20 protein-coding genes are annotated in these 21,498 nt (G+C 34.0%); 12 read left to right on the forward strand and 8 right to left on the reverse strand.

Going from position 1 to position 21,498, the window contains the following annotated elements; genetic code table 11:
- Positions 1-92: 92 nt before the first annotated feature.
- Entirely contained in the window at positions 93-2,621 is a 2,529-nt protein-coding gene (locus ACNC7R_RS10395; protein ID WP_417941022.1) for a PIG-L family deacetylase, read from the reverse strand.
- A gap of 381 nt (positions 2,622-3,002) precedes the next feature.
- Between ACNC7R_RS10395 and ACNC7R_RS10400 the strand changes: the two genes are divergently transcribed.
- From ACNC7R_RS10400 to ACNC7R_RS10415, 4 genes are all read left to right on the forward strand, one after another.
- On the forward strand, positions 3,003-3,587 hold the full coding sequence (locus ACNC7R_RS10400; protein WP_417941023.1) for a hypothetical protein: 585 nt from the start codon (positions 3,003-3,005) through the stop codon (positions 3,585-3,587).
- A 596-nt stretch (positions 3,588-4,183) separates the two neighbouring features.
- Positions 4,184-4,450, forward strand: coding sequence for a group II intron maturase-specific domain-containing protein (locus tag ACNC7R_RS10405; protein ID WP_417943163.1), 267 nt, complete (start codon positions 4,184-4,186; stop codon positions 4,448-4,450).
- Between the two features lie 175 nt (positions 4,451-4,625).
- Positions 4,626-5,192 (forward strand): hypothetical protein, encoded by a 567-nt coding sequence (locus ACNC7R_RS10410; protein ID WP_417941024.1) that lies wholly within the window; start codon positions 4,626-4,628, stop codon positions 5,190-5,192.
- A gap of 13 nt (positions 5,193-5,205) precedes the next feature.
- Positions 5,206-5,409, forward strand: a complete 204-nt coding sequence (locus ACNC7R_RS10415) for a hypothetical protein (RefSeq protein ID WP_417941025.1) — start codon at positions 5,206-5,208, stop codon at positions 5,407-5,409.
- Here the strand turns inward: ACNC7R_RS10415 and ACNC7R_RS10420 are convergent.
- Positions 5,393-5,587 (reverse strand): hypothetical protein, encoded by a 195-nt coding sequence (locus ACNC7R_RS10420; protein ID WP_417941026.1) that lies wholly within the window; start codon positions 5,585-5,587, stop codon positions 5,393-5,395. The two genes, ACNC7R_RS10415 and ACNC7R_RS10420, sit on opposite strands and share 17 nt — an antisense overlap.
- Positions 5,588-6,358: 771 nt before the next feature.
- Here ACNC7R_RS10420 and ltrA point away from each other — a divergent pair.
- The 6 genes from ltrA (at position 6,359) to ACNC7R_RS10450 (ending at position 13,700) form a co-directional block, all read left to right on the forward strand.
- Complete coding sequence (gene ltrA / locus ACNC7R_RS10425) at positions 6,359-7,537, forward strand: group II intron reverse transcriptase/maturase (RefSeq protein WP_417943164.1); 1,179 nt, start codon at positions 6,359-6,361, stop codon at positions 7,535-7,537.
- A 224-nt stretch (positions 7,538-7,761) separates the two neighbouring features.
- On the forward strand, positions 7,762-10,059 hold the full coding sequence (locus tag ACNC7R_RS10430; RefSeq protein ID WP_417941027.1) for an N-6 DNA methylase: 2,298 nt from the start codon (positions 7,762-7,764) through the stop codon (positions 10,057-10,059).
- Positions 10,060-10,649: 590 nt separating this feature from the next.
- Complete coding sequence (locus ACNC7R_RS10435) at positions 10,650-11,036, forward strand: group II intron maturase-specific domain-containing protein (protein ID WP_417941028.1); 387 nt, start codon at positions 10,650-10,652, stop codon at positions 11,034-11,036.
- A 107-nt stretch (positions 11,037-11,143) separates the two neighbouring features.
- The gene (locus ACNC7R_RS10440; RefSeq protein ID WP_417939790.1) at positions 11,144-12,307 is read left to right on the forward strand and encodes an IS4 family transposase; all 1,164 of its coding nucleotides are present in this window, start codon (positions 11,144-11,146) and stop codon (positions 12,305-12,307) included.
- Between the two features lie 178 nt (positions 12,308-12,485).
- Positions 12,486-13,265 (forward strand): hypothetical protein, encoded by a 780-nt coding sequence (locus ACNC7R_RS10445; RefSeq protein WP_417941029.1) that lies wholly within the window; start codon positions 12,486-12,488, stop codon positions 13,263-13,265.
- Positions 13,266-13,280: 15 nt separating this feature from the next.
- Positions 13,281-13,700 carry a hypothetical protein gene (locus tag ACNC7R_RS10450; RefSeq protein WP_417941030.1) on the forward strand — a complete coding sequence of 140 codons (420 nt, stop codon included), beginning with the start codon at positions 13,281-13,283 and terminating at the stop codon, positions 13,698-13,700.
- 462 nt (positions 13,701-14,162) lie between these two features.
- Here the strand turns inward: ACNC7R_RS10450 and arsB are convergent, their stop codons facing one another.
- From arsB to ACNC7R_RS10480, 6 genes are all read right to left on the reverse strand, one after another.
- Positions 14,163-15,224, reverse strand: coding sequence for an ACR3 family arsenite efflux transporter (arsB, locus tag ACNC7R_RS10455; RefSeq protein WP_417941031.1), 1,062 nt, complete (start codon positions 15,222-15,224; stop codon positions 14,163-14,165).
- Between the two features lies 1 nt (position 15,225).
- Positions 15,226-15,855 (reverse strand): low molecular weight phosphatase family protein, encoded by a 630-nt coding sequence (locus ACNC7R_RS10460; protein ID WP_417941032.1) that lies wholly within the window; start codon positions 15,853-15,855, stop codon positions 15,226-15,228.
- 18 nt (positions 15,856-15,873) lie between these two features.
- Positions 15,874-16,347, reverse strand: coding sequence for a DUF6428 family protein (locus ACNC7R_RS10465; protein ID WP_417941033.1), 474 nt, complete (start codon positions 16,345-16,347; stop codon positions 15,874-15,876).
- A gap of 56 nt (positions 16,348-16,403) precedes the next feature.
- Positions 16,404-16,730 (reverse strand): ArsR/SmtB family transcription factor, encoded by a 327-nt coding sequence (locus ACNC7R_RS10470; protein ID WP_417941034.1) that lies wholly within the window; start codon positions 16,728-16,730, stop codon positions 16,404-16,406.
- An 88-nt stretch (positions 16,731-16,818) separates the two neighbouring features.
- Positions 16,819-17,490 (reverse strand): endonuclease III domain-containing protein, encoded by a 672-nt coding sequence (locus ACNC7R_RS10475; protein ID WP_417941035.1) that lies wholly within the window; start codon positions 17,488-17,490, stop codon positions 16,819-16,821.
- The gene (locus ACNC7R_RS10480; protein WP_417941036.1) at positions 17,477-18,340 is read right to left on the reverse strand and encodes an alpha/beta fold hydrolase; all 864 of its coding nucleotides are present in this window, start codon (positions 18,338-18,340) and stop codon (positions 17,477-17,479) included. Before ACNC7R_RS10480 ends, ACNC7R_RS10475 begins: the two co-directional genes overlap by 14 nt.
- A 132-nt stretch (positions 18,341-18,472) precedes the next feature.
- Between ACNC7R_RS10480 and ACNC7R_RS10485 the strand changes: the two genes are divergently transcribed.
- Together ACNC7R_RS10485 and ACNC7R_RS10490 are read left to right on the forward strand one after the other, a co-directional pair.
- A complete protein-coding gene (locus tag ACNC7R_RS10485) occupies positions 18,473-19,900 on the forward strand; it encodes a glycogen synthase (protein WP_417941037.1) in 1,428 nt (475 codons plus the stop codon).
- Positions 19,890-21,170: a glucose-1-phosphate adenylyltransferase gene (locus ACNC7R_RS10490; RefSeq protein WP_417941038.1), complete on the forward strand. Its 1,281-nt coding sequence runs from the start codon at positions 19,890-19,892 to the stop codon at positions 21,168-21,170. The genes ACNC7R_RS10485 and ACNC7R_RS10490 overlap by 11 nt, the downstream gene beginning before the upstream one ends.
- Positions 21,171-21,498: the final 328 nt, after the last annotated feature.

Consider the following 21,498-nt stretch of genomic DNA (forward strand, 5'->3'; position numbering starts at 1 on the left):
AAGAAGAAAATAATAATGTAAACAGCATTAGCTACTAACACATAGGTATAGCTTTTTTTCCATTTTTTTTCTTTTTTCGCTTCCATTTTAATTTAGTTTTTTAATTCCTGTTTTGGAGCTTCGATAGGCTGTTTTAGCGAAATAATATTCGAAAGTAATCGGTAAGCACCCGAAACACCTTCCGGGAGTTCTCTAAAAAAGCTCAGACCGGTGTAAATATAATATCCTTTTCCATAGGGAGCGACTAACAAAGCTCCTTTTTTGTCTGACTCGCCTTTGTCATGAGATGAGATAATCGGAGTGAAAGCATCATCAAACTGATTAGGGTAATATAATCCCTGTTCTTGTGTCCATTCCTCAAAATCTTTAGTTGTGATTTTGTTGGGTGTGTTTAAAACAGGATGATCCGGAGCAAGAAAAGTAACTTTCGCATTCTCCTCCGTCACACGGTCATTAGAAAGTTTAAGCGGGTAAGGGGCTATTTTATCCGTAACTAATTTGCCATTTGTATTGTATTGTACAATCATCGTTTTGCCGCTTTTTACGAAATCAAAAAGGATGGGCTGTTTGTTTGCCAAAGCGTTTACGGTATTATATGCACGTATTCCTGTCATAATCACATTAAAAGATTCCAGTCTCTCAGGTGTAATTTCTTCTGGTTTTAAAATAGTTACTTTATAACCCATCTGAGTCAGACTTTCCGGAACTTCATCACCTGCACCCATAATATAACCAATTGCATCACCGGTTGTTTTTAAATCAATTCGAATACATTTTGATTCGGCTGATTTTAACACCAATTGCTTGGTAATGTGGTTGAAATCAAGAATAGTCTGGTCTTTGTCAAAACTTTTGTTTTCCATTAGAACTACGCTCTTTGCAACAGCTTCTTCAGGGTTGGAGGGAGGGATAACTTCAAAATAAAACGTTTGTTCCATTCCTTTTTTCTCCAGTGTAAACGGAATTTTGTTGGGAATAACTACCCAGCTTTTAGGTAATTCCAGTTGTAAATCTCCCTTGATTCCGTTTTTGCCCGCACGGACTTTTACTGGAATCATTTTGCTTTTCGTGTCTTTAAATATCAGCACTTTTTCCAGAATCGAAGTCGTAACTTCCGGTACGATATCCAGAAAATTATACATTTCGCCTTTTACGCCGTCATTATATTTATAAACAACAGTTCGTTCAAACGGAATATCAATACCGTTAATTCTGATATTAAAAATAACTTTTACATCTCTGATGATATCCGGAATCCCGATGATTTCCTGATTCGAAACCGTGTACATCCCAACACTTGCTTTTTCTTTCAGCCAGTACGGCTGTGTGTATTCGATAGTTTCAGGAAGCTGAATTTCAAGTTTAAATCTCTGGTCGTTATTGTTTTTTAAGAAAAACTTGAATTTAACAGTGGTTTTGTTGTCCGGTAACGAAGTTAAACCTGTCAATTGCATTTCAACTGAAGATCTGTTGATCGCTTCAATGTTTAGTTTGACAGTGCTTCCCGGTGTGGCTTCCTGCTCATCGGCAACAGCTTCCAGATATAATCCGGCACTAGAGGCAATGATATTTTTTATGGCATCTGATTTTAAATCTTTCCAATGGGTATCTTCTAGTTCCTGAATCATCGAATATGCCTTGACCAAATCGGGAATACTGGCAGATGGATTGCTGAAATTATAATTTTTAATAATCTGGGTAATGAGATCGCCAATTGGTTTTCCATTTTTTACACGATTCCATGACGTATCAATTCCGTCGAATAAGTCATTGAGGTTTTTTGCTTTTTCGCCCTTTATAAGTTCCAGATATTCAGTTTCTTCCCCTCTTGCTCCGGTGCTTCCAAATCCCTGTGACTGATGACGGCTGCGGCTTAAAGCAGCAATTTCCTGATTCGATTTTCCAATTCCGGCATAATAAACGCCTGTCTGCAAAGAAGTATATTTCGATTTATCAGCTGCATCAAATTTTTCCTGACTTCCAAAAAACCACCATGACGGATTAAAAAATAAGCGTTTAACCTGCCACGGGCTTACAAATTTTAATTGGTCAGGATATTTTTTGGCATCGTTCGTCAAATTAAAGCTCTCAACACTCAGCATGGCAGACGAGGTGTGATGGCCGTGCGTCGTTCCGGGTGAGCGGTGATCAAAACGATTGATAATCACGTCCGGTTGAAATTTTCGGATTGTCCAGACAACATCGGCAAGGACTTTATCCTTATCCCAGATTTTTAAAGTCTCATCAGGGTTTTTTGAAAACCCAAAATCATTTGCACGCGAAAAAAACTGTTCCCCACCGTCTATTTTTCGGGCTTCAATCAGTTCCTGGGTTCTGATCACGCCTAATAATTCACGCAGCTGCGGACCAATTAAATTCTGGCCTCCATCGCCGCGCGTCAGTGATAAATACCCCGTTCTCGCATTGACTTCATTTGATAAATACGAAATAAGCCTTGTGTTTTCGTCATCCGGATGCGCTGCAATGTATAAAACAGAGCCCAGAAAGTTTAATTTTTGAATTTGATTATAAATTTCGACAGCATTAGGTTTTTGAGGCTGCTGGGCAAAAGAAATTTGAATACTGATAAAAAAAAGTAAAAATAACTGTGTTTTTCGCATAGCGTGATTCATATTTTTGAAAGAGTCCCAAAAATAGTAATTAAATCTTTGAACCCTAATTAAATGAAATGTTAATGTTGATTTTTTTAATCAGAAGCTATTTCCAGCTGTCCGCTATATCTTTTGTGTCTCGTTAAAGAAACGAGACACAAAAGGATGCCGCTTCCATCTGGGCTAGGGTTTAGTTTTTCATAAGAGAATTTTCATGACTTATAAAATTCTATATCTCATAGAGTTGTAAGAAAAAATAAATATATTTGGAAAAATAATACGAACCAAAACATTCGCATAACATACCCATTTGGAATTAAATGAGTTGAATTTATGCGTATATAAATTAGTTAGTGGCAATCGTACCGCAGAATCAAGAATCAACTGAAAGTGAAATATACTCTAAAATATTTATTACTTGGAATTTTAATGACTGGATTATCCGTTTTTGTAGTTGTTAGAGCCAATAAAAACGAAGGATGGTTAGGTATATTGCTTTTTGGATTTGCAACAATATTATATCTTTTAAAGCTCATTTTCCCTAATTCTAAATATTTGAAAAATTTAGAAACAAAACCAAACAAAATACAAAATAGACCTTTTGATGAAATATACAACGATAATGGAATTTTTGAATTTGAAGAAACTGGATTTAAAATAAATTTAGATGATAAACAAACATTCATCGAATGGGAGAATATACAGGCTGTTTTTGGTTACAAAATAGACTTATATACAAATGACAGCATTTGTGTTGACATCTTTTACAAAATTGATAAAAGCTTCAGAATATCTGAAGAAACTCTTGGTTGGTTTCAGTTAATGATTCATCTAAAAGAAAAATTTCCAAGCATTAATAAAAATTGGGAAATGGAAATTGCAATTCCTGCATTCGAAACAAAATTAACTTTAATCTACGAAAAAGAACATCGAACTTTTGAAGAGTCAAAAACATATTTTTACAAAAGCATTTAACAACGACAGCCACTAACAGCAAGGGATTCGTTGCGTGCGTAGCACGAACAATGAAGCCCGTGTTGAACGGAACCGCTCAACATCCATCCCTATGGAGTTATCGTAAAGTTTTGATAGAGAATTTCAAGAGGATTTAGTATCCTTTTTTTTTGAAGTGGTTTCAAAGATGGTTTTGTCGTGTTTTCCTTCACCTTAGGGCATAAATTCCCTTACCCGTAAAATTAACTTTCACGGGGAATTGGGTTTTGGCTACCGCCAAGATACCAAGCAGGTGGACCACGCTGGTCAAAAACCCTCTAGTGCTCGTTTTCAACGAGTATCTACATAAATTAAAAAGATAAATTGTAGCGTTTGTAACGCGGCTATTAATAACAAAAGTGTATTGTAAATTTGTAGGTGATTCATCTAAACAACCGCGTTGTAAACGCTTTATTTAGTTTCCATAAGTAAAGAGGTACTGGTTGCAAACGAGCCAGATTAGAATTTGATTTTTTAGGCTTTACCATTCGTCCGAGTGCGGTCAAAAGTAAGGATAAGATAATAATTATTCCGAGCATTTACGTGAGTCAAAAGTCGAAGAACAGTTTGATGGAAAAATTCAGAACACTGAAAATCCACAAAAGGCGAACAACATAGATGAGATAGCCAAAATGATGAATCCAATCTTGAGAGGAATTATCAATTATTATCACAAATTTAGGAAAAACGACCTTCAAAATCTATGGAGACAACTCAATGAGCGACTACTAAAATGGGTAAAATGGGAAAAAGGATTGTATAAAAAGGCAGCGGTTAGATACCTCAAAACAAAGTACAAAGAAAAACCCGATTTATTCGTACATTGGTTATTGGTACATCCATAAATGTAAGTACATTTGTGTGATTTAATACTATGAAGAGCCGTGTGAAGGGAGACTTTCAAGCACGGTTCCGTGAGAACGTAAGTGTGAAATTCCATTGCGTGACTCGATTATGCCTCAGTTCAACAGAACTTATGCAGAAAAAAAGAACGTTTTTCATAATACTTAAATTTAAAAGATGATTAAAAAGGCAACAGCATCATTAATGTTACTCTTATGTTTTTATTCTTGTGGTAAACAAGAAGCAAGTACCGCAACAACAGAACCAAAATACGAGTACGACCCAAATTCGGAACAATATTCAAAAGCTTCTGACACAGTAATGTCGAACAGAAATCAAGTAATAGAAGAGTTCGAAACAACTACAAATGAACAAACCACAGACGGAATGTATCATACTGACAAAAAAGATGAAATATTTCATTACGATAAATTATTCATAAAACCCAAAGGGATGAAAGGAAAATGGATAAATACTATTGCAACCGTAAGTTTTCAAGGAGAAAATCGAAACACATTAATATTAGCATTTACAACATCTAAAAATGAAAATCGTAGAAGTCCATATCTAATGCACACATACTTGGGTAAAGAAAATGGTGTTGAACTTTTTAAGTATGAGAGAATAGAAGGAGACAATTATGATGAATACTTCACTTTTGGCTTTGCGGATGATGGCAAATTAACCGTAACAAATTTAACAAATAAAGATGTTTTTATTTTTGATAACAATACAGACTACTAAAGAATAAAAAACTATGGAACTGAAAGATTTAATTAAAAAGTATTACGATTCTAATGATAAAACTGAAAAATCAGAATTAAGAAATGAATTACTCAAAAAGAAAACCGAATTAGATTTGCCTGAATCTTTTTCTTTAGCTGTTAGAGGTCATTATGATGGTTTTTGTTTTTCAGGTTCAAAAGGCTTTTTAGACGCAATGCTTAAATATGCTTCCTAACTAAAATAATCAATCTTGGTGTTTGATTTTCAGGAGCTTCAATTTCTGAACTATCTAAAGTTACATCATAATCTTTTGATTTTAAAAATGCCGTAAGTTCATTTTCAAAATCAAAATTCTCATAAAGTGAAACGATTGAAATTGTTTCTTCTTTAATTTTTGGAGTTAATTCAATCATAATAATTTATTTTAAATTGTGTTTCTAACTTTAAAACGGTGCAGAAACTAAACCGAAATATTGCGCATAAAGAACCGAAGGCATAACAGCCACTACAACGGATTTGGGCAATTGGCTTAATGGAAAAATGGTCTTGTATTTGGAAGATTTGGCAAATCCGAAAATAGGGCTTAATTTAACCCCAAACCCGCTGTAGTGCCAGAACGTGTGTGACTTGAACAACAACGTAGTTGTTGATGCTTTAAAACAGATGATAGTAGGTCTATCAGTGACGACTTTCAGGAGTAGTTACTAAACCACTTTGTGCTGCATTATTAGGAAACTGTAATGTGGTGAGCGACAAAGAAAAACGACATCAAAGAATGCCGAAGGTAAGTTTATGTGAGTTGAACGCAAGTGAACCAATGATGAAGCCTCGTTAGCGCAAAAGACGATGTCAAAAATAGGTAGTTACGTTTGTACCTATGACCAAGTGTGTTGGAAACCTGATTACTGAGCACATGGCATCCGGGGTTAAGTTGGCAAGACGCATAAATAGGCTGTTTTAAGGAACAAGTGAACTCTATATCGCTCTGCCAAATCGAAAGAGGAAACAGACAACAAAGGGTGTGGTTGAGATATAGGGGGCAGACTTAGTTGTAGTAGTGATGAAGTTTCTGTAATGGAAATGGAGCAAAGGACTAAGCATAGTAAGTTTTACTAACAATTTACAACCAACTAAAAGGGATGATAGATTATTATGAAACAAAATCACAGCCAATAACCAAAGTAATGGTTTGGCAAGCATACAAAGAAGTAAGAGCCAACAAAGGTAGCGGTGGCATAGACAAAATGAGTTGGGAATACTTGGAAGAGAACAAGAAAACTGAACTCTACAAACTATGGAACAGGCTCACCTCTGGTAGTTATTACCCTAATGCTGTCAAACAAGTAAGCATACCCAAGAAAGATGGAGGAATACGAAAATTAGGCATTCCAACACTTTTAGACCGTATTGCACAACAAGTAGTCAAACGCCATTTAGAGCGAATAGTCGAACCGCTTTTTCACAAAAGTTCGTTCGGATACCGTCCAAATCGAAATGCACATCAAGCCATCAAGCAAGCTAATGAAAATTCATTTAACCATGACTTTGCCATAGACCTTGACATTAAAGGCTTCTTTGACCATATCGATCACGAACTACTGATCAAAACAGTACAACACTATTGCCAAGACAAATGGGTTGTAATGTACATCCAAAGATGGCTCAAAGCAGGCGTGGTACAACAAGATGGACGTTTTTCAGCCACAGTATCAGGAACACCACAAGGAGGAGTAATTAGTCCATTATTGGCAAATTTATTTCTACACGTTGTGTTTGATAAATGGATGGAAAAATACCATCCCGAAAAGCCATTTGAACGCTATGCTGATGACATTATAGTACATTCCAAGACTGAGAAACAAGCCTTGTATCTGCTTCATTTAATCACCAAAAGAATGCAGAGTTGCAAGCTGACTTTGCATCCAGAGAAAAGCAAAATAGTAAATTTAAGGGGAATCTCTATAAAGAAATACCCCAAAGGATTTGACTTTTTAGGCTTTACCATTCGTCCGAGTGCGGTCAAAAGTAAGGATAAGATAATAATCATTCCGAGCATTTACGTAAGTCAAAAGTCGAAGAACAGTTTGATGGAAAAATTCAGAACACTGAAAATCCACAAAAGGCGAACAACCCTAGAGGAGATAGCCAAAATGATGAATCCAATCTTGAGAGGAATTATCAATTATTATCACAAATTTAGGAAAAACGACCTTCAAAATCTATGGAGACAACTCAATGAGCGACTACTAAAATGGGTAAAATGGGAAAAAGGATTGTATAAAAAGGCAGCGGTTAGATACCTCAAAACAAAGTACAAAGAAAAACCTGATTTATTCGTACATTGGTTATTGGTACATCCATAAATGTAAGTACATTTGTGTGATTTAATACTATGAAGAGCCGTGTGAAGGGAGACTTTCAAGCACGGTTCCGTGAGAACGTAAGGGTGAAATTCCATTGCGTGACTCGATTGTGCGTCATTGTACAACGGAACGTAAAAAGCAATCGTAAAATTAAATCAAAACGTTTTTTTCTTATACAATTGAAAAATGTATTTTTGACAAAATAAAAACAATTAAACAAAGGAATGTCTAAAAAGAGAGCCGAAAGTAGAACAAGATACTTTATCAGAACACAAAGTGAAAAAAGAAGATGGAATGTATCACATATTTCTAAAGGTGGTGATTTTGTTGAAGAACAAGAAATTATCAATTCGTTCCCAAGTATAGGATTAGGCTTAGAAAAGCCCGATTTTTTAGTTTGTTTTAAAGGTGAACCAGTAATGGTTATTGAAGCAAAAAATGAAGCAAAAAAAATTGATGAAGCTATAAATCAAGCAATTGGATATTGCGAGACAATAAATGCAACAAGAAAATTTAATATTAAAATAGCTGTAGGTGTTGCTGGTGAAGAAGACAATGGCTTCTTTGTTAAAGTAAAATATTTACAAGGAAATACATGGAAAGAATTAAAATCCAATGGTTATGAGATTTCCACAATTCCATCTAAAAAAGAAATTGAACTTGCAATTTCAGCTAATGATGGAACTACAAACGTTTCTGTTCCTAGTAGTGCAGAATTTATTGATGCTGCAATTGAATTATCAAAAATTTTAAGATATGCAAAAATAGAAGCTCCTTTGAGACCAAAAGTTATTGGAGCAATTGCACTTGGAATGTATCAAGGAGAAATTGACACTACAACTGGGAAAGAATTAGATTCATTAAATAAATTAATTAAAGATGCTATTGAAGAAAGTGTTGATTTAAGACCTGATACCAAAATAAAACTTGAAGAAGCTTTAAAATTAAGTGGTGGGGATTTTTCTAGGTTGAGTTCTAAAATTCAGCGAATTATTTCAATTTTAAAACGACTAAATATTAGGTCTGTTTTACAAACTGACACTGATTTCCTTGGGCTTTTTTACGAAGCCTTTTTAAGATATGGCTACGACAATAATGCCTTAGGAATAGTATTTACTCCTAGACATATGACAAGGTTTTGTGTCGATTTAATTTGTGCAAGACTAGGAGATAGAGTAATTGACATTGCTAGTGGAACTGGTGGATTTTTGGTTGCAGCCTTTGACGAAATGATGTCAAAAGCTAAAGGTCCAAAAGCTATCTCTAAAATTAAGCAATCTCTTTATGGTTTTGACACAAATCCAACGGTATGGGCATTAGCTACTTTGAATATGTTTTTCCGTGGAGATGGAAAAAGTCATATTGAAAATGGTAGCTGCTTCGATAATAAATCTGAAATAGAAGGTAAATTTACAAGAGCTTTTTTAAATCCACCTTTTTCACAAGATGAAGAGCCAGAAAGAGATTTTATCGATGTTGCTTTAGATGCTCTTGAACCTGGTGGTTTAATTGCTGTCGTTGTTAAAGCTGGAATTTTTGCTGATGATGACAACAAAGTTTGGAGACAAAAACTAGTTCAAAATCATTCGATTTTAGGAGTAATTAGTTTGCCTGAAGATTTATTTTATCCGACCGCAGCTCCGACTTCTATTTTTATTGCTAAGGCACATATTCCTCAAACTGAAAGCGAAAAAGTTTTTATGGGACGCATTTGGAATGATGGATATGTAAAATTAAAAGGAAAAAGAGTTGAATGCGAAGGTTCTCAACTTGAAGAAATTTTAAATGCTTTTGAAAATTTTAAAAACAATGTTAAATTCAAATCAGACCTAGCAACTACAATTAGTGCTTTAAAAATAATTGACGGTCAAGAATTCAGTCCTCAACAATGGCTACCACAACCTAAAATTACTGAATTAGAACTAAAAAAACAGGAACAAACATTAATCTTATCATTGTTTCAAGCAGTTTCTTCAATTCCTGAACTTGCTGATGAAGTTTTAGAAGATTTTCCTGAAAATATAAATGATTCAGAAATTCTTCCGTATGGTAGAAAAGGTGTATTAACTGATTTTTTTGTTGTTGCAAATGGAAAGTCTTCTGGAGAAAAAAACTACTCTGAAGGAAATTGTCCATACATTTCTAGTGGTGATTCTACCAATAGTATAATAAGATTGGTTTCTGATGATGAATCTGAAATTTTTGAAGAAGGAGCAATAACTGTTACAGCATTTGGTCAGGCTTATGTTCAACCTTGGAGATTTATGGCTCGTGGAAATGGTGGAAGCTCCGTTAGAGTTTTATTACCGAAATATAAAATGTCATTTAATGAATTATTATGGTTTGCTACTCAAATTAATATTCAAAAATGGCGCTTTTTCTACGGAAGAATGGCTATTAAATCAAGACTTGAAAGATTAGAAATTGATTGTCCAAAAAAAGAAATTAAAGATACTGGAAATTCAGTTTTTGAAAGAATTGATGAATTTAGGAATAAATTATTTGAACTAAGCGAATTCTAAAAAAAACAACGAACGCACAACAGCTAGAGTTTCGTTGCGGCTGCAAGCCGAACAATGAAACTCCTGTTGAACGGAATCGCTGAGATTCCGCTACTATGGTTTTTTCGATAAAGGAGTCAGAAGAATTTCAAGAGGATTTAGTATCCTTTTTTTTTGAAGTGGTTTCAAAGATGGTTTTGTCGTGTTTTCCTTCACCTTAGGGCATAAATTCCCTTACCCGTAAAATTAACTTTCACGGGGAATTGGGTTTTGGCTACCGCCAAGATACCAAGCAGGTGGACCACGCTGGTCAAAAACTGCTATTGGGTGTACGTTTCCTATTTTGCAAAAAGGACATTTAGGTAAAAACGCTTTTTTTTCTACTTTTTTAAGCACTTTAACTTGGAGTTTTTCTTGTACTATTCCCTCTCTAGTGCTCGTTTTCAACGAGTATCTACATAAATTAAAAAGATAAATTGTAGCGTTTGTAACGCGGCTATTAATAACAAAAGTGTATTGTAAATTTGTAGGTGATTCATCTAAACAACCGCGTTGTAAACGCTTTATTTAGTTTCTATAAGTAAAGAGGTACTGGTTGCAAACGAGCCAGATTGGAATTTGATTTTTTAGACTTTACCATTCGTCCGAGTGCGGTCAAAAGTGAGGATAAGATAATAATCATTCCGAGCATTTACGTGAGTCAAAAGTCGAAGAACAGTTTGATGGAAAAATTCAGAACACTGAAAATCCACAAAAGGCGAACAACCCTAGAGGAGATAGCCAAAATGATGAATCCAATCTTGAGAGGAATTATCAATTATTATCACAAATTTAGGAAAAACGACCTTCAAAATCTATGGAGACAACTCAATGAGCGACTACTAAAATGGCTAAAATGGGAAAAAGGATTGTACAAAAAGGCAGCGGTTAGATACCTCAAAACAAAGTACAAAGAAAAACCCGATTTATTCGTACATTGGTTCACTAGTGTCCACTAAAAATTAAAATAAGTTCTTTGAAATTATTGTAAATCTGTATTTTAAGAGTCATTTTAGAGCGTGACGATTTGAAATGATTATTATGTTCGTAAATCAATATTACGAATATGAATCACGGTAAATATGTCTTTTCTCAACTGATTGAATTTCTTCCTCAACGTGTTTTTGACAGGTTAACTAGTAAATATTCTGGCAATAAATCGGTCAAACATTTTACTTGTTGGAATCAATTATTATGTATGCTTTTTGGTCAACTTTCAGCAAGAGAAAGTTTAAGGGATTTGATAATTGTTATAGAAGCACATCAATCAAAATCATATCATTTAGGATTTGGCAAAAATGTAACTCGTAGTAATTTATCCAAAGCTAATGAAAATCGTAATTATAAAATATTTGAAGAGTTTGCCAATCATTTAATATTGATTGCCCAAGATAAAAAAAGCAATGATACCTTTGAAATAAAAGGCAATATTTATGCTTTTGATTCTTCAACAATTGATCTATGCTTGAATGTATTTTGCTGGGCTCACTTTCGAAAAACTAAAGCAGGGATAAAATTGCACACTCTCTTTGATATTAACACGCAAATCCCGGTATTTATTCACATTACAGAAGCAAATGTACACGATGTTAAGGCAATGGATGTAATAGATTATGAACCATTTGCTTATTATATTTTTGACCGTGCTTATGTTGATTATGATCGACTTTTTCGAATTACAAAAGCTAATGCTTATTTTGTAGTTAGAGCAAAATCTAACGTGAAATTTAAAAGAATGTATTCTTCAAAAATTGATAAAACCACTGGAATTAAATATGACCAAATCGGTAAAATAGAAGGTTTTTATACCTCAAAACATTATCCAGAAAAGATACGAAAAGTAAAATTTTTCGATACTGAAAATAAAAAAATGTTAGTCTTTTTGACCAATAATTTTGAATTATCAGCTCAAGATATTGCACTACTCTACAAACAAAGATGGCAAGTAGAATTGTTCTTTAAATGGATAAAACAGCACCTAAAAGTTAAGACCTTTTGGGGAACAACAGAAAATGCTGTTCGTATTCAAATTAATGTAGCAATTGTGACTTACTGCTTGGTCTCTATAATAGCAAAAGATTTAAAAATCAATCGCTCAACCTACGAAATTCTACAAATTTTATCCGCATCATTACTCGATAAAACATCTATAAATGAACTACTTATGAAATCAGATTACAATAATATCAATGAACATAATACTAACCAGTTGGTTTTTAACTTATTTTAAGTGGACACTAGTGACATTGGTTATTGGTACATCCATAAATGTAAGTACATTTGTGTAATTTAATACTATGAAGAGCCGTGTGAAGGGAGACTTTCAAGCACGGTTCCGTGAGAACGTAAGGGTGAAATTCCATTGCGTGACTCGATTGGGCGATATTTTGACCGAAAAAATGAGAGAAATGAAAATAATTTATTACATATTACTTTTTGCATTTATTAGTTGCGGAAAATCAACATCTCAAAATCAAGCATCAAGAGAACAAAGAGTTGAACTTGATTCTGAAAATAAATATTGGGATTCGATTTGCAAAGTAGAAACTAAAAATGCTGAAAAAGATATTAAACAAAATAAGTTAACGTATTTTCATTCTTTCGGAATGGTAGTTCAATATCGAAGTAATGAGGAAATGAATAAGTTGCTTTCAAAATACAATATTAGAATCGATTCTGCTTTGTATTATTGTACAGTTCCAGGTGAATTACAGAATTGTTACGCAAAAAAAATGGCACAAGAAATAGACAAACGATTTGGAAAAAATTTTATCGACTCATTGCGAACTGTTGCGGAAAAACAATATGTAAAAAATAATCCGAATAAAATCTATGACTTTGAGGAATGCGATACTTTATCCAGATATCCAAATGATAAAAGTTATTCAGACTTTTTTAAAAATTATAAAAATGACTTTTTTAAAATTGCTGAATATCCGAAAGATTTTGAGTTTAGAAAGGAAAAAGATTCTTATTCTTGGATTTCAGCTGATTTCATTTTGCACAAAGACGGAACTGTTACAGACATAGATATTGAATTAACTTTTCAAAACAAAAAAAATTATAAATATTCTTCATACTTTACGAGTAAGTTAAAAGAATTTATATTAAAAACTAAATGGATTCCTGCTAAAAGTATGGGAGAAATTGTCAATAGCAAAGTACCGTTAACAATCCATTTTAAATAAACCAAAAATAAACTTATGAAAAAATTATTATTAATTGCCATTTTTGGAATAATCACTATCTCAAACGCACAAGAAAAAGATTCTAAAGCAAACAAACTAGACAATAAAATGTTTGGAAGTTGGAAAGGTTCGGAAAACGATAATCAAAGAAAAGGACTTGTCAAGTATTGGATTCAACATAGATTTGAAGATGGTACTTTTTTGCTTCTATTTACAGCAGTTGAAAATGGAGAAGTTGAAAGCTTTGTTGAGAAAGGACAATGGTGGATTGAAAATGGAGAATTTCACGAATTACATTTCAATTCGGGTAAAACTGATGTTTACACTTACACTTTTATCGATGATAATCACGTTAAATTTAAAGCTAAAAAAGTCGGAGTAAGTTTTGAGAATTCTGAATATGAATTTATTGATACAAAAATAGAAGACGAATAAAAAAACATCGCCCAACAGCAAGGGATTCGTTGCGTGCGAAGCACGAACAATGAAGCCCGTGTTGAACGAAACCGCTGAGATTCCGCTACTATGGGGTTTTCGATAAAGGAGTCAGAAGAATTTCAAGAGGCTATCACGCCTCTTTTTTTGAAGTCGTTTTTAAGTTTGTTTTTTAAGTGTTTTGCCTCACTTTTGATCATCATATTAAAAAGAACTTTGACTTCTGCCCAATACCGAGATAGTACGTTCAAAACGATTTATTAGTTCCTCAAAAACCGAACGCCCAGATTTACGAAAGCGCACAGAGGTTTTCTTGATCGAACAGTAAATCAAGCAAAGAATCCCTCGTGTTAAAAACGAGGGTAAAACTTAGAAGAATATTAGCTATATAAAATGAGTGTTTTCTTGTTTAATGAAGCCAGTTTTATTCTTCAAACCGCTGAAATAACATTAATTGTCAGCCTAAGAATAATATTTCTTTCTAAACCAAAAAGCAACATTCACAAGCGCAATCAAAGCAGGAACTTCTACTAAAGGACCAATAACACCAGCAAAGGCTTGTCCGCTGTTGATTCCGAAAACACCTATTGCAACCGCAATCGCCAGTTCAAAGTTGTTTCCTGTGGCTGTAAAAGCAATTGCCGTACTTTTCGAATAATCAGCACCAAAATACTTTCCGGTAAAAAAGCTAATGATAAACATAACAGCAAAATAAAGCACCAGAGGAATCGCAATTCGAAGTACATCCATCGGAATTTGAACAATCAATTTTCCTTTTAAGCTAAACATGATCACAATCGTGAATAACAAAGAAATCAAAGTAACAGGAGAGATAAACGGAACATATTTATTCTGAAACCATTGTTCTCCCTTAAGTTTTATCAGGCTATAACGACTTATAACGCCAAGAGCAAAAGGAATTCCTAAATAAACAGCCACACTTTCAGCGATTTGTCCAATACTAATATCAATATCAAATCCTGTATAACCAAAATAAGGAGGCAAAATAGTGATAAAAATATACGCATAGACACTATAAAGCAAAACCTGAAAAATACTGTTTAAGGCGATTAATCCAGCAGCATATTCGCGGTTTCCATCAGCCAGGTCATTCCAAACGACAACCATAGCAATGCAGCGCGCTAAACCAATCAGTATTAAACCAATCATATATTCCGGATAGCCTTTTAAAAACAGAAGCGCAAGTGCAAACATTAAAATGGGTCCCGCAATCCAATTCAGGAATAATGAAGCACCAAGGATTCTGGTGTTTTTAAAAACTTCTCCGATATTTTCATATTTTACTTTTGCCAAAGGCGGATACATCATTAAAATAAGCCCAATTGCCAGCGGAATATTCGTAGTTCCGCTGGAAAACGAGTTTATGAAATTTCCGCTTGACGGAATAAAATAGCCAATAGCAACGCCAATTATCATGGCAATAAATATCCATAATGTGAGAAATTGATCTAAAAAAGACAGCTTTTTTCTTTCTGCAATTGGCGTACAATGATTCATAGTCATCTTATTTTTTTATTTGGGAGAAAACATAAAATAGTTCAGTAGCAATTTGAAGACTGCGTTCCTGGTATTTAAAGTCCTGCAAAGGAGTGTTATCAAAAGCTTTTGGATCTTCATACGTAACCGCAATCCGTTTTTCAGCTCCTGCGATAAACGGACAGCCCTCGTCGGCCTGTGAGCAGGTCATAATGGCTGCATAACTACTTTCAGGATTAAATTCATCATCATACTTTTTTGAAAAGCAGATATTTGGGGCATGGTTTTTAGCAAATTTAATGGCATGAACCGGATTGTTTCCTTCGGATAGTTTTTGAACTTTAAATCCGGTATTTGCTAAAGTTTGTGCCACTTTGGGGAACATTGCTGTTGCTTCTGTTCCTCCCGAATAGCAATATACATTTTTTATACCATAATAATATGAAGCCGTTTGCGCCCATATTTGCGACAAATGACTTCTTCTGGAATTGTGTGTGCAAATGAAATTCAGCCTGACATCCTCCTGATTATTGACTTTCAATTGAATGAAATCGATGAGAGACTGTAAAATATCTTTCCGTTCAGTAGTAATTTTTTTAAAATTAAATTCTGATACAACTTTTTCTATAGCAGTGAATAATGTTTCTTTATTTGACATATTAATTTAATGGAATAATTAGCAGCATCCTCCGCCTGGAGTGCAGGAATTAGTGTTGTCATTATTTAATTGGGATAATTTTATTTTTGGTTTTTCAGCAGGAATTCCGCAATTATCCTGAGCAAGGCAAGCCGTTTGTTTGTTCAGTAATAAGAAATCTTTTCCATTGAAACCTAAATCATATTTTCCGATAGTGTTGTCCTGATATTCCACTTCAATTTCAAAATCCTCAATTCCTAAAATTTTTTCAGAAAGTTCAATGATATGAAGTAATTTTTGTGGTTTTAAGCGATGTTCAAAATCGTTAGCGTCCCATAACTGAAAGTTTGCAACAGAATCTTTGCGGACATTTCCGCCACAGTCAATAAAGTTTTTGGTAACCAGACCAACTTCGGTTACATGAAAATGTTCTGGCACGAAATTACCGTCTGGCAATTGAAAATTTACTGTTTCTACAGTATTCAATAGTGTTTTGATTTCTGATAGTTTCATAATGTGAATATTAATTATTTATTGCAATATTGCGATATTGTGTGTTAAAAAATATTTTAGCAGCATTTTTGATCTGTAAGCTTTAGAATGATTTTAGAAAAATAATCTTTTATGAGAGTAAGTGTTTTATCATCAATGCAATAACAAATAGCATTGCCTTCTATGTTTCCTTTAATGATTCCCGCATTTTTTAATTCTTTCAAATGCTGGGAAACAGTAGGCTGTGCAAGAGGAAGTTCATTTACAATATCACCGCAGATACAAGTGTCAACTTTTAATAAATACTCAATGATGGCAATTCTGGCAGGATGCCCCAACGCTTTTGCAATCATAGCAATCTGATTTTGCTTATCGGTAAAATGATCTGTTTTAGTAGCTCCCATTATTTTATTTTTATATTGCAATATTACGATAAATATTTTCTAAAAAAAACTAATGGTGATATTTTTTATATTTAAAGAGATAGATTAATCAAATTCCATTTTTAAGATGTAGAAAATAATAGCAAATATCCTTCAAAATACATTCTTCACATTTAGGTTTTGGTCTGCAGGTTTCCCTTCCGTGAAATGAGATAGCCATACCAACTTCTGACCAGATTTTTTTGGGTAAAACTTCCATCAGTTGTTTCTCGACCTTATTACCATCCTTGCTTTCTTTTACAATACCAAGTCTTGGAGCAACACGAATCACATGTAAATCGGTAATAATACCTTCTGCCTGCTGACCGGTTTCTCTTAAGATTACATTTGCAGATTTTCTTCCCAAACCTTTCAAAGCTGTTAATCCATTTAGGGTAAGTGGAATATCTTTATCATTTTGAATCGTTTTGGCGATTTCAAGAAGCCAGCTGGTTTTGGTAGCGTGATTCCGAACTTTGCTGACGTATGGCGTAAAACTTTCTAAATCTGCTTTTGAAAGACTTTTTAAGGTAGCGAATTCAGCAAACAGGGCAGGAGCGAGGTTGTTGATGTTTGCATCAGAGTCCTGTGCTGATAACACAACCATAACCAGTAACTGATACGTGTTTTTATAGTCTAAAGGATGTTTCTTGCCTTTATATTTCTTTAAAATAGGTTGTAAATCCTGTTCCCAGTTTCTTGTTTCTTCAAATAAATTCACGGCAGTTTTAATTAAGTACAAATTCAATAATTTTTTTAATGACATCATGGTTTCCCAATATTTTTCGGTGACCAAGGCCTTCTGTCAAAAATAAACTCCCTTTTTGAAGGTTTTCATGAATATGAATTCCAGCTTTTACAGGAACTTCCGGGTCATTTTTATCATGTATCACCAAAACAGGAATGGCTATTTTTTTAGCAGCCTGATACGCCGAGAAGTCATCCATTTTTAGCTGATATTTATTTTCAAAATAATCACGGAGGCGATTACTAATTTCGGATTTTAATCTCAATTTCGAAACAAATTCATTTAAAATATCCTGTACAACATCGCCACTGCCTATAATAACAGCTTTTTTTACATTCAAACCGTTTTTAATGGCATTCAATACAGACATACCACCTAAAGAATGACCCATTGCAATTTCAAATGGTCCGTATTGCTTTTCTATTTCTAAAACTGAGGCGATGAATTCAGACATTATAGTTGTGCTACCTTTGGATTTTCCATGAGCCGGAGCATCAAAACTCACAATTGAATATCCATGTTCTAAAAGTGAATCTGCAATTTTGAATAATTGTGTTCCGCGTCCCGACCATCCATGAACCAGTAATGTTTTCCTGTCGCTTTTGCCATATTCGTAAATCGTGATGCTTTTATTAATTGCCGGAACAGGAATTACATTTTGGATGCTTTCAGAGTCCATTTTTAATTCTCTTTTCGGAATTTTATGTTTTATGGGGGTTGTAAAAAGTTTTGCTGCATAAGCTGTTACCAGTCTGTTTGAAATAAACGCGCATATTTTCGCAGAAATAATAATAAATAATGGGATTTTTAAGGATTTTACAGGATTTGGTGTTTTTTTTGGCATAATGATAATTTTTATTTTGGAGCTTAATTATACTAAGTTTTTTCCTAAATTTAAAAAGCATAAAATTACGGAATATTAACAATTTACGTATTAATTTAATTAAGTGCCAATTTTATAAAACAGTCGTCTTAAATGAAAATATTTCATATTAGTGCAGAATGTTACCCAATGGCCAAAGTTGGCGGATTAGCCGATGTTGTTGGGGCATTGCCAAAGTATCAGCAAAGTGCAGGACATCAGGTAAAAGTAGTGGTTCCTGCATACGATACAAAGTTTAAAAGCGAAAATAATTTTGAAACAGTATATTCAGGCGCTGTTGTTTTAGGCAATTTTACGTTTCCTTATACTGTTCTAAAAGAAGCAACTGATAAACTTGGGTATGCATTATATCTGATTGAAATTAAGGAATTATTTGACCGCCCGAATGTTTATGGATATGAAGATGATATAGAACGTTTTTTATCCTTTCAGATTGCCACTTTAGACTGGATTTTGGCTGAGAATATAATTCCAGACGTCATTAACTGTCACGATCACCATACAGGACTGATTCCGTTTATGCTGCAGTTTAGTTATAAGTATGAAGTTTTGAGCAAGGTCAAAACTGTTATCACGATTCATAACGGATTGTATCAGGGATGGTTTGGTCATGATAAAATGTCTTATATCCCGGAGTTTGATCTGCGTCATGCAGGTTTTCTGGAATGGGATAATTGCCTTAATTCACTAGCAGTAGGCGTAAAATGCGCTGATGCCGTGACCACAGTTTCTCCGAGTTATCTCGATGAAATTAATGTTTCGGCAAACGGACTTGAATCGTTATTCAATCAAATGCGAAGCAAATCAAAAGGAATTTTAAACGGAATAGACTTTGAAGTATGGAATCCTTTGACAGATAAAATGCTGGAATCCCATTATTCTATTGATGATTTTGGCTTTGGAAAACAAAACAACAAGGAAAAGCTATGTGAAAGATTTGAGTTAGATTCTTCAAAACCTTTGTTTAGTTTTATTGGAAGATTATTCGATGAAAAGGGCGGTGATCTTTTGCCTCAGGCTGCAGCTGTAGCTCTTTCGGAACATTTTAAAAATATCAATATCCTGATTTTAGGATCCGGAAATCCTGATATTGAAACACAATTATTGGATTTACGAAATGATTACAAAGGAAATTACAATGTTTTCATCGGATATAATGAAGAACTGGCTCATTTAATTTATGCAGGTTCTGATTTTATACTAATGCCTTCAAGAGTAGAACCATGCGGATTAAACCAAATGTATGCACTGCGTTACGGAACAGTTCCGATTGTAAGAAGAACAGGAGGTTTGAAAGATACCGTAATTGATTTTGGCGATGATGGAAATGGAATCTGCCATAATCAGGCGTCTGTTGAGGATGTCTGTTATTCAATTAATCGTGCTGTAAATCTGTATGATGATAAAACCGGGTTTGATAAAATAATAAAAAAAGGAATGGCTACTGATCATTCCTGGGAAAGAGTTTGCCAAGAATACATCGAAATATATAACCAAATAATTCAGAAAAATGAAAGTTAACAAAAAAGGAGTAGTTGCAATTATCTTAGGAGGTGGTCAGGGATCGCGTTTGTATCCGTTAACAGAGACGAGGTCTAAACCTGCTGTTCCCATTGGCGGAAAATATAGATTAGTTGATATTCCTATTTCTAATTGTATCAATTCAGATATTTTTAAAATATTTGTATTGACCCAGTTTAACTCGGCTTCTTTGAATGCTCACATTAAAAACACGTTTAATTTCAGTATTTTCAGCCAGTCATTTGTTGATATTTTAGCGGCAGAGCAGACTCCGGACAATCCAACCTGGTTTCAGGGAACTGCTGATGCTGTACGCCAGTGTATGTCACATTTCTTAAAACATGATTTCGAGTATGCTTTGATTCTTTCCGGAGACCAGTTATACCAAATGGATTTCAATGAAATGCTCGATGCTCATATTAAAGCGGATGCTGACATTTCGATTGCTACGCTGCCGGTGAATGCTAAAGATGCTCCTGAATTTGGAATCTTAAAGACCAATCAGGAAAGTTTTATTGAAGCTTTTATTGAAAAGCCTAATGCTTCACTTTTGCCGGAATGGGAATCTGAAGTGAGTCAGCAGATGCATGAAAAAGGTAAAAAGTACCTCGCCTCGATGGGTATCTATATTTTTAACCGTCAATTACTCGAAGATTTAATGGCTGATCCGGATACTAAGGATTTCGGAAAAGAAATTATTCCGCAGGCTGTCGGAAGGCATAAAATTCTAAGTTATCAATACGAAGGTTACTGGACGGATATCGGAAACATCGATTCCTTTTTTGAAGCAAATATAGGTCTTACTGCTGATATACCTGAATTTAACTTGTTTGATAGCGAAAATAAAATTTTTACCCGGCCAAGATTATTGCCGCCTTCGAAATTTAGAAATTCAAATATAAATCATTCCTTAATTTCAGAAGGATGCATTATCAATGCGAAGGAAATCAAAAACACGGTAATAGGCATCCGATCCCGAATTGGTGACGGAACCGTAATTCATCATTCTTATGTAATGGGTAATGATTTTTACCAGGATCTGGATGAAATGAACCGTGATACTTTAAATAATAAAATACATGTGGGAATCGGGGAAAACTGTTTCATAAAAAATGCTCTAGTTGATAAAAATGTTCGTATAGGAAACAATGTTCATATCAACGGAGGTAAGCATTTAGAAAATTTTACTAATGATTTATACACTATAAAGGACGGTATTGTTGTGATTAAAAAAGGAGCAATTCTTCCGGATAATTTCAGGATAGATTGATGTTTAGTCCCTAGTAATTAGTCCTTAAGTTAACCCAAAATTTGAAATAGCCGAAAGTAAAAAACGCAACAATATAACAATATACAAAACTATCTCAAAATTATTGTTTCCATAATTGGAGCAATCGTAACATTTGGAAAATTTTAATTGGACTTGGAAGTCTGATAAAAAACATAAAAAGTGTGTAACAGTGCTAAAATGTGTTTGAGGAGTTAATTAGGAATTATTCATTTTAATATCTTTAAAAAAGATTATTAATTTTTTATACTAAATTATCACGATTAAAAATTATTACTAAAAACTAATCACAAGGTACTAAGGACTAAAA

Origin of the sequence: Flavobacterium adiutor (genome assembly GCF_048282555.1) — a bacterium.
GTDB lineage: Bacteria > Bacteroidota > Bacteroidia > Flavobacteriales > Flavobacteriaceae > Flavobacterium.

Bases quoted from the DNA above. Each gene is read 5' to 3' on its own strand.
- ACNC7R_RS10395 (WP_417941022.1), bottom strand. From the start codon at position 2,621: ATGCGAAAAACACAGTTATTTTTACTTTTTTTTATCAGTATTCAAATT.
- ACNC7R_RS10490 (WP_417941038.1), top strand. From the start codon at position 19,890: ATGAAAGTTAACAAAAAAGGAGTAGTTGCAATTATCTTAGGAGGTGGT.
- arsB (WP_417941031.1), bottom strand. From the start codon at position 15,224: ATGACTATGAATCATTGTACGCCAATTGCAGAAAGAAAAAAGCTGTCT.
- ACNC7R_RS10485 (WP_417941037.1), top strand. From the start codon at position 18,473: ATGAAAATATTTCATATTAGTGCAGAATGTTACCCAATGGCCAAAGTT.
- ACNC7R_RS10445 (WP_417941029.1), top strand. From the start codon at position 12,486: ATGAAAATAATTTATTACATATTACTTTTTGCATTTATTAGTTGCGGA.
- ACNC7R_RS10470 (WP_417941034.1), bottom strand. From the start codon at position 16,730: ATGGGAGCTACTAAAACAGATCATTTTACCGATAAGCAAAATCAGATT.
- ACNC7R_RS10415 (WP_417941025.1), top strand. From the start codon at position 5,206: ATGGAACTGAAAGATTTAATTAAAAAGTATTACGATTCTAATGATAAA.
- ACNC7R_RS10450 (WP_417941030.1), top strand. From the start codon at position 13,281: ATGAAAAAATTATTATTAATTGCCATTTTTGGAATAATCACTATCTCA.
- ACNC7R_RS10420 (WP_417941026.1), bottom strand. From the start codon at position 5,587: ATGATTGAATTAACTCCAAAAATTAAAGAAGAAACAATTTCAATCGTT.
- ltrA (WP_417943164.1), top strand. From the start codon at position 6,359: ATGGTTTGGCAAGCATACAAAGAAGTAAGAGCCAACAAAGGTAGCGGT.
- ACNC7R_RS10440 (WP_417939790.1), top strand. From the start codon at position 11,144: ATGAATCACGGTAAATATGTCTTTTCTCAACTGATTGAATTTCTTCCT.
- ACNC7R_RS10465 (WP_417941033.1), bottom strand. From the start codon at position 16,347: ATGAAACTATCAGAAATCAAAACACTATTGAATACTGTAGAAACAGTA.
- ACNC7R_RS10460 (WP_417941032.1), bottom strand. From the start codon at position 15,855: ATGTCAAATAAAGAAACATTATTCACTGCTATAGAAAAAGTTGTATCA.
- ACNC7R_RS10430 (WP_417941027.1), top strand. From the start codon at position 7,762: ATGTCTAAAAAGAGAGCCGAAAGTAGAACAAGATACTTTATCAGAACA.
- ACNC7R_RS10480 (WP_417941036.1), bottom strand. From the start codon at position 18,340: ATGCCAAAAAAAACACCAAATCCTGTAAAATCCTTAAAAATCCCATTA.
- ACNC7R_RS10410 (WP_417941024.1), top strand. From the start codon at position 4,626: ATGATTAAAAAGGCAACAGCATCATTAATGTTACTCTTATGTTTTTAT.